11 protein-coding genes are annotated in these 9,605 nt (G+C 63.8%); 7 read left to right on the forward strand and 4 right to left on the reverse strand.

The features are described 5' to 3' along the window. A partial coding sequence (locus tag VN004_RS00875) for an isocitrate/isopropylmalate family dehydrogenase (RefSeq protein ID WP_325606220.1) occupies positions 1–680 on the reverse strand: 680 nt, incomplete at its 3' end. A 128-nt stretch (positions 681–808) separates the two neighbouring features. On the opposite strand from VN004_RS00875, the gene VN004_RS00880 reads away from it, so the two are divergent. Beyond that, a complete protein-coding gene (locus VN004_RS00880; protein WP_325606221.1) occupies positions 809–1,126 on the forward strand; it encodes a hypothetical protein in 318 nt (105 codons plus the stop codon). Between the two features lie 3 nt (positions 1,127–1,129). Here VN004_RS00880 and VN004_RS00885 read toward each other — a convergent pair whose 3' ends face one another. Then, complete coding sequence (locus tag VN004_RS00885; RefSeq protein ID WP_325606222.1) at positions 1,130–1,891, reverse strand: helix-turn-helix transcriptional regulator; 762 nt, start codon at positions 1,889–1,891, stop codon at positions 1,130–1,132. A 192-nt stretch (positions 1,892–2,083) separates the two neighbouring features. Between VN004_RS00885 and VN004_RS00890 the strand changes: the two genes are divergently transcribed. Continuing rightward, positions 2,084–4,429 carry a marine proteobacterial sortase target protein gene (locus VN004_RS00890; protein ID WP_325606223.1) on the forward strand — a complete coding sequence of 782 codons (2,346 nt, stop codon included), beginning with the start codon at positions 2,084–2,086 and terminating at the stop codon, positions 4,427–4,429. 19 nt (positions 4,430–4,448) lie between these two features. Here the strand turns inward: VN004_RS00890 and VN004_RS00895 are convergent, their stop codons facing one another. After that, a complete protein-coding gene (locus tag VN004_RS00895; RefSeq protein ID WP_325606224.1) occupies positions 4,449–4,700 on the reverse strand; it encodes a hypothetical protein in 252 nt (83 codons plus the stop codon). On the opposite strand from VN004_RS00895, the gene VN004_RS00900 reads away from it, so the two are divergent. Together VN004_RS00900 and VN004_RS00905 are read left to right on the forward strand one after the other, a co-directional pair. Further along, positions 4,690–5,304 carry a class GN sortase gene (locus VN004_RS00900; protein WP_325606225.1) on the forward strand — a complete coding sequence of 205 codons (615 nt, stop codon included), beginning with the start codon at positions 4,690–4,692 and terminating at the stop codon, positions 5,302–5,304. The genes VN004_RS00895 and VN004_RS00900 overlap by 11 nt on opposite strands. Before the next feature lie 45 nt (positions 5,305–5,349). Then, the gene (locus VN004_RS00905) at positions 5,350–6,399 is read left to right on the forward strand and encodes a MaoC family dehydratase (RefSeq protein WP_325606226.1); all 1,050 of its coding nucleotides are present in this window, start codon (positions 5,350–5,352) and stop codon (positions 6,397–6,399) included. Positions 6,400–6,485: 86 nt separating this feature from the next. Here VN004_RS00905 and VN004_RS00910 read toward each other — a convergent pair whose 3' ends face one another. After that, entirely contained in the window at positions 6,486–7,370 is an 885-nt protein-coding gene (locus VN004_RS00910) for a LysR substrate-binding domain-containing protein (protein WP_325606227.1), read from the reverse strand. Positions 7,371–7,596: 226 nt separating this feature from the next. Between VN004_RS00910 and sdhC the strand changes: the two genes are divergently transcribed. The 3 genes from sdhC to VN004_RS00925 form a co-directional block, all read left to right on the forward strand. Further along, complete coding sequence (gene sdhC, locus VN004_RS00915) at positions 7,597–8,007, forward strand: succinate dehydrogenase, cytochrome b556 subunit (protein WP_325606228.1); 411 nt, start codon at positions 7,597–7,599, stop codon at positions 8,005–8,007. A gap of 17 nt (positions 8,008–8,024) precedes the next feature. After that, positions 8,025–8,396 (forward strand): succinate dehydrogenase, hydrophobic membrane anchor protein, encoded by a 372-nt coding sequence (sdhD, locus tag VN004_RS00920; RefSeq protein ID WP_325606230.1) that lies wholly within the window; start codon positions 8,025–8,027, stop codon positions 8,394–8,396. A gap of 4 nt (positions 8,397–8,400) precedes the next feature. Next, positions 8,401–9,605 (forward strand): FAD-binding protein (locus tag VN004_RS00925; protein WP_325606229.1); only part of this gene is annotated, 1,205 nt, incomplete at its 3' end.

The following is a 9,605-nucleotide window of genomic DNA, read 5'->3' on the forward strand; positions in this document are numbered from 1 at the left end:
GCATCCGCCAGCATGTGTTCGAGCTGGACGTCCTTGAACTCGCGATTGTGCACCTCGGTGACGACTTCGTTCCAGAGCACGCCCGACTTCATCACGTTGCGCTTTTCCATCGACGTGACCTTGTTGCGGCGCTTGCGCGCCAGCTCGAAGCCCACCCGCGCAATCCGCTCGATCTCGTAGGTGTCGTAGACCTGCGTATCGACCGCGCGCTTCTGGCCGTTGCCCAGATCGGTGATGGTCTTCGGCTCGCCGAAATAGACGCCACCGGTCAGCTCGCGCAGGATCATGATGTCGAGGCCCTCGACCAGCTCCCGCTTGAGCGAGGAGGCATCGGCCAGCGCCGGGTAGGTCACCGCGGGCCGCAGATTGGCGTAGAGCGCGAGGTCCTTGCGCAGGCGCAGGAGGCCGGCCTCGGGCCGCACCTCGTAGGGCACCTTGTCCCATTGCGGGCCGCCGACCGCGCCGAAGATCACGGCGTCCGCCGCCTGCGCCTCGTCCATGGTGGCGTCCGTGATCGAGACCTTATGCGCGTCGTAGCACGCGCCGCCGACCAGCCCTTCCGTATAGGAGAATGAGGCGATGCCCTTCTTGTTGAAGAGATCGATCAGCTTTTTGACCTCGGCCATGACCTCGGGGCCGATGCCGTCGCCGGGAAGGAGCAGAAGCTTGAAACTCGCCATGAATAAGCGCCTCGGAAGGGGGAAAACCGCCGCAGTGCCTAAAGCCCCCGATGGAAAATGACAAGCGCCGGGCCGTTTTTCGAACCGAAGCGCCGGTTGCACCGACAGAAGACCAAATGGAGGGTGCGATGCAGAGGTATGGTCCGGCGCTCAAGGTTCTCGTGCTGATATGTGTCGTGTTTCTCGCCGTGCTGACCGCGCTCGGCCTGGTGTTCGGCGCCGAAAAGCCGTTCTGGGCCGTGATGCCCATGCTTTTCGGCCTGTTCAGCTTTTATGCCCTCTCGACCTGGGCTTTCGCGACACCGGACTGCCCGGTCTGTGGCACCAGGCAACCAGCGATGCGCAAGCCGACCTCGCTCCGTCAAACGTTGCTGGGCGGCTGGACCTGCGCGTCCTGTGGCACCGAACTTGACCGTAACGGCAAGGCAATAGACCGCGCGGCCTGATCCTCACGCCACCGGCAGGAACATCGCGAAGGGTTCGTCGAGGGTGCGCTTCAGGAATTGCTGATACTTCTCGTGCAGCGCGTGCCCGCTTGCGATCCGTCCGAACGCGGCATCGGCGACCACGCCGTGCGGCACGAATGCGATCGGTGCGGCGATCGGCGTAAGTTGCGAGCCACGCCCGGCGAGCAGCGTCGTCAATATCCCGTACATCTCTCCGGTGATGGTCGGCCGTGACGCCGTGATCAGACGGTATTGTCCATGCCGATTGGTGACCAGATAGATGTGGCCGGACTGGTTCGGCACCGCGACGCTGCCATATTGCGTGAAATCGGAATCCAGCCGGCCGGACTCGCGAAAGATCAGACTGGATTGTTCATCGTCCCACAGGATGTCCGTTCGATACGCGTAGATCGCTCCCGGCTCACCGAATGACGGACGCAGCGTGAGATAGGTGCCCTCGATCCACAGCACCGAGCGGCGCGCATAGGCGCCGAGATCGTCCGGCGCGACTCCATTCGCGTTGCTGACATGGCCGTTCGTGCCGCCATTGCGCAGCGTTACGCCGAGCGCCTCCTCAAGCCGGATGGTCGTCGCAAGCGTGAACGGACGCCGGCCGGCCAGCGCCTTTTCCAGTGTCGAAATGCTGATCCTTGCGCGCTCGGCAAGCTGCTGACGCGAAATCCGCCGGCGCGCGATTTCCTCGCGGATGGTCGCAGCAACCTTCAGGCTCTGATCCGCCGTCAGCTGCTTCTCCGACATCAGCATTGTCCTCCCCTCGTCCTTTTCCTCACAGAACCGGACAGATCATCACACAGTCCGTCACACGCTGCACGTCGGTGCAAAAGATTCGCGAACTTGACGCTCGAACATTCGCGACACCGCAGGCACCAAGATTGTGGTGGAAGCTTTGGCATCGTTGCGGTCGCCGCGGATGCACCTGAGATGGGAGCGACTGAAATGTCCGTCGAGTCGGAAAATCATCATCTTCAAATCTGGCCAGGCTGCCCGAAGCATGATGCAGGGACGGCCGGTATCCCGCAAATCAGGGCCGCGATTCTCACAGCAATTGCGGCTTTTTTTGTTTGTCTGCAGATCGTCGCGGCGGCAGCCGATACGACCGGCAGAGGCGAGCCCAGGGCCGGCGCGCTGATGCTGCGCGATGGCAGCGACTTCGTCGAGGCGCCCCGGCTCGGCGCGGATTACGACCTGACGGTCAGCGGCCCGACCGTCCGCGGTCGCGTCACCCAGATCTTCCACAATCATACCGGCAATTGGGTGGAGGCGGTCTATGTCTATCCGCTGCCCGAAGACGGCGCGGTCGACACTCTCAAGATGGTGATCGGCGAGCGCATCGTCGTCGGCGAGATCAAGGAACGCAAAACCGCGCGAGCGATCTACGAACAGGCCAAGGCCGCCGGATACAAGACGACGCTGATCGAACAGGAGCGGCCGAATATCTTCACCAATTCGGTGGCCAATATCGGGCCCGGCGAAACCGTGCTGGTGCAGCTCGAATATCAGGCACCGGTGAAGCAGAGTGCGGGCACCTTCTCGCTGCGCATCCCGCTGGTGGTGGGGCCGCGGTACAATCCCAAGCCCATCGTGCAGACTGTGGATTTCAGCACCGATGGACAATCCGGCTGGGGCCAGACAACAGATCCGGTGCCGGACCGCGACCGCATCACGCCGCCGGTGCTGGACCCGCGCGTCGATGCGCCGGTCAATCCGGTTCAGATCACCGTGCGGCTGCAGGCCGGCTTCCCGCTGGCCGACGTGAAGAGCCACCATCATCACGTGAAGGTGGACGAGGTTTCGGCCGACACGCAGGTCATCAAGCTTGCCGAGGGTCCGCTGCCGGCCGACCGCGATTTCGAGCTGACCTGGGCCTCGGCGGCGAAGGCCGCGCCTTCCGTCGGACTGTTTCGCGAGCGGGTCGGCAATGACGATTACCTGCTCGCATTCGTGACGCCGCCGGCAACCGAACAGCCACAGGACGCACGCCCTCGCGAGGCGATCTTCGTCATCGACAATTCCGGTTCGATGGGCGGCACCTCGATCGTACAGGCCAAGGCCAGCCTTCTCTACGCGCTCGACCGGCTTAAACCCGCCGATCGCTTCAACGTGATCCGCTTCGACAACACCTACGACGTGTTGTTCAGCGACAGCGTGCCGGCGAGTGCCGACAATATTGCGCGCGCCAAGGCCTTCGTGTCCGCACTGGAAGCGCGTGGCGGCACCGAGATGGTGCCGGCCTTGCGGGCCGCCCTGACCGACACGCGGCCGGCGGACGCAACCTCTCTGCGGCAAGTCGTGTTCCTCACCGACGGTGCGATCGGCAACGAGCAGCAGCTTTTCGACACGCTCGCCGCGATGCGCGGGCGCTCGCAGGTCTTCATGGTCGGCATCGGCTCGGCGCCGAATTCCTTCCTGATGACGCGCGCCGCCGAGATCGGCCGCGGCACCTTCACCCATATCGGCTCCGTCGATCAGGTCGAGGCGCGTATGCGCGCGCTGTTCGACAAGCTGGAAAGCCCGGCCGTGACCAATCTCTCCGTCACCTTCTCGCAGGCGAAGGGCGACATCACGCCGGAACTGATCCCCGATCTCTATCGCGGCGAGCCGCTGGTGCTGGCCGCGAAGATGTCGGCGCTTGAAGGCACCATGGAGGTCAAGGGCCGCATCGGCGATCAGCCCTGGACCGTTACCCTGCCGCTGGCCAAGGCCGTGGAAGGCAAGGGCCTGTCGAAGCTCTGGGCACGACGCAAGATCGCCGATGCCGAGGTGGCAAGGACGCTGCGCAGGGCAACGCCGGAAGAGACCGACCAGCGCGTCCTTGCGCTCGGGCTTGACCATCAACTTGTGACACGGCTGACCAGTCTTGTCGCGGTCGACAAGACCCCGAGCAGAGCCGATGGCGTGAAGCTGTCGCGCGCCGATCTGCCGCTCAATCTTCCGCACGGGTGGGACTTCGACAAGGTCTTCGGTCCGCGCAAGACGTTCGAGCGCACCGATGACCGCGCCCAGCCGCCGTCGATGCAACCGGATCGTGCGGATACACCGCAGCGCCAAGCGACGGCGCGTCCCATCGATGCAAATACTGCAGCCGCGATGCACAAGCGCTCAGCGCCGATTGCAGCGGCGCCGATGGTCGTCGCTTCGCAGGCCCGCTCCGTCCCAGGCGTCATGCTGCCAAAGACGGCGACCGATGCCGATCTGCGGATGATCGCCGGCTTCCTGCTGGTCTTCTTCGGGCTGATCGTCATGGCGCGCCTGCGCTGGCAGGCCGGGCTTACATGGCGGTGAGACTTTTTCACTGACGGCCTCAAGAGCCAATGCCGAACACGATCATGAACACGGCGCGCAGTTTCGACAGAACTTGCAGGCTGATCGCCTGCGCGCCGGCAAGGAGAGGCTTTTCGCCCTGGCCTCTCCGGCGCGCACGCAATGTCCCCCTGCGTGCGCGCCTTCTCTTCTCCGCATGGCTGCGGCGCACGCCGCTCGCGATGCTGGCAGCGATCGCAATGGTGATCGCGGGCGCATCCTTGGCAACGCAGGGAGTGTGGATGCACGGCAAGGCGAAACTCGCGCAATGGCTGCTCGAGCGCGCGTTCTCGGAAACACTTGCGACCGGCGCCGACGTCAAGCCATGGTCATGGGCCGACACCTGGCCGATCGCACGCATCCAAGTGCCACGGCTGACGGCGAACGCCATCGTGCTGCACGGGTCGAGCGGTCAGGCGCTGGCCTTCGGACCCGGCCATGTCGAGACGACGCCGCATGCCGGAAGTCCCGGTACGGCGGTCTATTCGGCGCACCGCGACACGCATTTCCGGTTCCTGAGGGATGTCGTCGTGAACGACGAGATCGTGGTCACGCTCCGCGATGGCCGCTCGCACCGCTTTCGCGTTACGCATACATCCGTCGTGCACTGGGACCGGTCCGGCATCGATCCGTTCGCGGACGGCCATCATCTGATCCTCGCAACCTGCTGGCCGCTCGATTCGAAGTTTCCCGGACCGATGCGCTATCTCGTTCATGCGGACATGGTCGATGACGGCGAGTCCGCGGCCTCGGCCTCACGGTTTGACGATCCGGCTGCTTCACGCGTTCGTGAGCCATTCGCACAGCTGCCGCCATCGCGCAGGCCGGACTTGACGCCGAACAGGCCGCGTCGTTGATACGCTCGCCGGATCGAGAGGAGCGCAGGGCCCCTGCACAATCATATGACCAAGACGGTTTCGGGAAATTTCTTCGAGGACTTTCGGATCGGCCAGAGCATCCGCCATGCCACGCCGCGTACGATCACGACCGGCGATGTCGCGCTCTACAATGGCCTGTTCGGTGCGCGCTTTGCCGTGCAGTCGTCCGATGCCTTTGCCAAAGCCATCGGCTATCCGCGCTCGCCGATCGACGATCTCCTGGTGTTTCATGTCGTGTTCGGCAAGACGGTGCCGGATATCTCGCTCAACGCGATCGCCAATCTCGGCTACGCCAATTGCCGTTTTCTCGCGCCGGTCTATCCGGGCGACACGATCAGCGCCGTCTCCGAAGTCATCGGCCTGAAGGAGAATTCCAGCCGCAAGACCGGCATCGTGTTCGTGCGCTCGGTCGGATACCGCTCCGACGGCACGCAGGTGCTGGAATATGTCCGCTGGGTGATGGTGCGAAAGCGCGACGAAAACGCCGTGCCTTCGGGCGAACACGTGCCGCGGCTGCCGACCGCGCTCGATCCGAAGATGCTCGGCGATGCCTGTCCGCCGATCGATATACGGGCCTATGACAATGTGCTCGCCGGCTCGACGCACCGCTTCGCGGATTACACTGTCGGCGAGAAGATCGACCACGTCGACGGCGTCACCGTCGAAGAAGCCGAGCACATGATCGCGACGCGCCTCTATCAGAACACCGCGCGCATCCACTTCAATCAATTCACCGAAGGACAGGGCCGGTTCGGCCGCCGCCTGATCTATGGCGGTCACGTCATCTCGCTGGCGCGCGCGCTGTCTTTCAACGGACTCGCCAACGCCTTCCATATCGCCGGCATCAATGGCGGACGCCATGTGGCGCCGCTATTCGCCGGCAACACGGTGTTCGCCTGGTCGGAGATCCTCGCCAAGGCGGAGCTGCCGCAGCGAAGCGACCTCGGCGCGCTGCGGGTGCGCACGGTCGCGACCAAGGACAAGCCCTGCGCCACCTTCCCGCTGAAGAACGGCGACGAGGACGACCCCAACGTGATCCTCGATCTGGATTACTGGGTGCTGATCCCGCGCTGAAGCAGTTGTGTTTACTTCATCGCCCGCTCTTGCGGGCGATGACAGCGTGAGGATAGGTCCCCGCTTCGCAGGAACGACAAATGCCATCAGGCCTTGCGCATATGCTCGACGAGCTGGCGCGCGAACGGTGACAGCGAGGCGATGTCTCGCACGCAGATCGTCAGATCGCGCAACGCCCAGGTGTCGGTGAGATCCACCGCCTTGATGGCCATCGAGCGCTGCGCCCATCGCACTGTCGTTTCCGGCACGATGCCGATGCCGGCATTACGTTCGACCAGCCGGCACACGCCGTCGAATGAGCGCAATTGCACCCGCAATTTCAGCGGCCGGCCGATGCGGCTCGCCTTGTCGGCCAGAAAGCGCTGCAGGGCGCTGGCGCGGTCGAGTCCGACAAAGTCATAGTCCAGCACCTCGGCGAAACTCGCCTTTTCGCGCCGCGCCAGCGGATGATCGCGCGACACCACCAGCACGAAACGGTCGCTGCGGAACGGGAATGTCACCAGACGGCTGGTATCCACGGTGCCGGCCACGATCCCGATATCGCCGACGCCTTCGCCGATGAGCCCCACGATCTCGTCGGACAGCCGCTCCTCAAGGTCGACGCTGACATGCGGATGCGCGGCCAGGAACGGGCTGAGCACATCCGGCAGGAACTCGGTCAATGCATTCGTATTCGAGAGAATCCGGACCTGACTGAAAAACCCACCCGAATAGGCTCCTAGATCCTCACGCAACCGTTCGGCCTGGGCGAGGATCGTACGCGCGTGCTGGAGGAGGGTCCGCCCGGCCTGGGTCGGGGTAATGCCGTGGCGGTTGCGGATCAAAAGCGGCGCGCCGATCGCATCCTCCATGTTGCGGATGCGGGTCGAGGCGGCGGCCAGCGCGAGATGGGCCCGCGCGGCGCCCTGGGTGATGCTGCCGGCTTCCACCACATGCCGGAACAGGCTCAGGTCCGGAATATCGAAACGCACGGGCGATTTCTCAGGGTTTTCAAATTGTGGCAACAGCCTTCGGAAATTACGAAGGCAGCCTACTCCAAATGCTTATTGCATGGAACGTAAATCGCGGTATTCGTTCGCCGTTTCCGAAATTGGACTGTCTCTAAAGGCAGTCGGCGTTTCCGGCAGCCGGACTTGCCCGGCTCATGCTCCGGGACCCTTGGATAGTTCGGCCGTCCGGCCGGCTGGAGTAAAACGAATGGCCCATACCCGCCGCGCAGTCGAAAGACCGCTGTCGCCCCATCTCGGTATCTACCGGCCGACCCTGACCATGACGATGTCGATCGTGCATCGCATCACCGGCGCGGCACTGTTCTTCGGCACACTCTTGATGGCCTGGTGGCTGCTCGCCGCGGCGTCCGGACCTACAGCCTATGCGAAGGTTCAGGCCTTCACCGGCTCGATTTTCGGGATGCTGATCCTGTTCGGGTACACTTGGGCGCTCATCCATCACATGCTGGGCGGTGTCCGGCACCTGATCTGGGACACCGGCCGCGGCTTTGGCCCGGCCGAACGCGAGTGGCTGACGCTCGCCACTCTCGTCGGTTCGGTTGGCCTGACGATCCTGATCTGGATCATCGGCATCCTGTTCATGGGAGGCAGCCGATGAGCCACAAGCAGCCCTCGATGCGCACTCCGCTGTCGCGCGTCCGCTTTCTCGGTTCAGCCCATTCCGGCACCGATCATTTCTGGAAGCAGCGCGTCACCGCGGTCGCCCTCGTCCCGCTCACCGTCATTTTCGTCTTCATCGTGATCGGCCTCCTTGGCCGCAATCATGCCGCCGCAGCGCAGATCCTCGGATCGCCCTTCGTCGCGATCACCATCATGCTGTTCGTGATCGCGAGCGCCTATCACATGTGGCTCGGCATGCAGGTCATCATCGAAGACTACGTGCACAGCGATCTGAAGCTCACGCTGATCATGTGCAACACGTTCTTCTGTTTTGTCATCGGCCTGTCGTGTCTCTACGCGCTGGTGAAGCTGTCTTTCGGAGTTTGAGGCCATGAACAACAAAACCAACGGCAGCAAGCCGAGCGGCGCGCCGGCCGTAACGGGCGCGGCCTACCCCATCGAAGATCACACCTTCGATGTCGTCGTGATTGGCGCGGGCGGATCGGGCCTGCGCGCCGTGGTTGGCTGCGCGCAGGCGGGATTGCGCACCGCCTGCATCACCAAGGTGTTTCCGACCCGGTCGCACACCGTCGCGGCGCAAGGCGGCATCGCCGCCGCCCTCGGCAATATGGGGCCCGACGACTGGCGCTGGCACATGTACGACACCGTCAAGGGGTCGGACTGGCTCGGCGATCAGGACGCGATCGAATATCTGTGCCGCAACGCACCGGAAGCCGTCTATGAACTCGAGCATTGGGGCCTGCCCTTCTCGCGCACCGAGGACGGCAAGATCTATCAGCGCCCGTTCGGCGGCATGACCACCGATTACGGCAAGGGCATCGCGCAGCGCACCTGCGCCGCCGCCGACCGGACCGGGCATGCGATGCTGCACACGCTGTATCAGCAATCGCTGCGCTATTCGGCCGAGTTTTTCATCGAATATTTCGCCATCGATCTGATCATGGACAGCGAGGGCCGCTGCGTCGGCGTCGTCGCGCTCAAGCTGGACGACGGCTCGGTGCATCGCTTCCGCGCGAGCATGACCATCCTGGCGACCGGCGGGTATGGCCGCGCCTATTTCTCCGCGACCTCCGCGCATACCTGCACAGGCGACGGCAACGCCATGGTGCTGCGCGCCGGCCTGCCGCTGCAGGACATGGAATTCGTGCAATTCCATCCGACCGGCATTTACGGCGCCGGCTGCCTGATCACCGAAGGCGCCCGCGGCGAGGGCGGGTATCTGGTCAATTCCGAAGGCGAGCGTTTCATGGAGCGCTATGCGCCGTCGGCCAAGGACCTTGCGTCACGCGATGTGGTATCGCGCTCGATGACGGTCGAAATCCGCGAAGGCCGTGGCGTCGGCAAGAACAAGGATCACATCTACCTGCATCTCGATCACCTGACGCCCGAAGTGTTGCACGAGCGGCTTCCCGGCATTTCGGAAAGCGCGCGCATCTTTGCCGGCGTCGACGTCACCAAGGAGCCGATCCCGGTGCTGCCGACCGTGCATTACAACATGGGCGGCATCCCGACGAACTTCCACGGCGAGGTCCTGACCAAGAAGAACGGCAATCCCGACACCGTGGTCCCCGGCCT

The sequence above is a fragment of the Pseudorhodoplanes sp. genome (assembly GCF_035565855.1).
Classification (GTDB): domain Bacteria; phylum Pseudomonadota; class Alphaproteobacteria; order Rhizobiales; family Xanthobacteraceae; genus Pseudorhodoplanes.

What these genes read in the sequence shown, in the direction of transcription:
- VN004_RS00880 (WP_325606221.1), top strand. Translation starts at nt 809, where the DNA reads ATGCAGAGGTATGGTCCGGCGCTCAAGGTTCTCGTGCTGATATGTGTC.
- VN004_RS00885 (WP_325606222.1), bottom strand. Translation starts at nt 1,891, where the DNA reads ATGCTGATGTCGGAGAAGCAGCTGACGGCGGATCAGAGCCTGAAGGTT.
- VN004_RS00890 (WP_325606223.1), top strand. Translation starts at nt 2,084, where the DNA reads ATGTCCGTCGAGTCGGAAAATCATCATCTTCAAATCTGGCCAGGCTGC.
- VN004_RS00900 (WP_325606225.1), top strand. Translation starts at nt 4,690, where the DNA reads ATGCACGGCAAGGCGAAACTCGCGCAATGGCTGCTCGAGCGCGCGTTC.
- VN004_RS00905 (WP_325606226.1), top strand. Translation starts at nt 5,350, where the DNA reads ATGACCAAGACGGTTTCGGGAAATTTCTTCGAGGACTTTCGGATCGGC.
- sdhC (WP_325606228.1), top strand. Translation starts at nt 7,597, where the DNA reads ATGGCCCATACCCGCCGCGCAGTCGAAAGACCGCTGTCGCCCCATCTC.
- sdhD (WP_325606230.1), top strand. Translation starts at nt 8,025, where the DNA reads ATGCGCACTCCGCTGTCGCGCGTCCGCTTTCTCGGTTCAGCCCATTCC.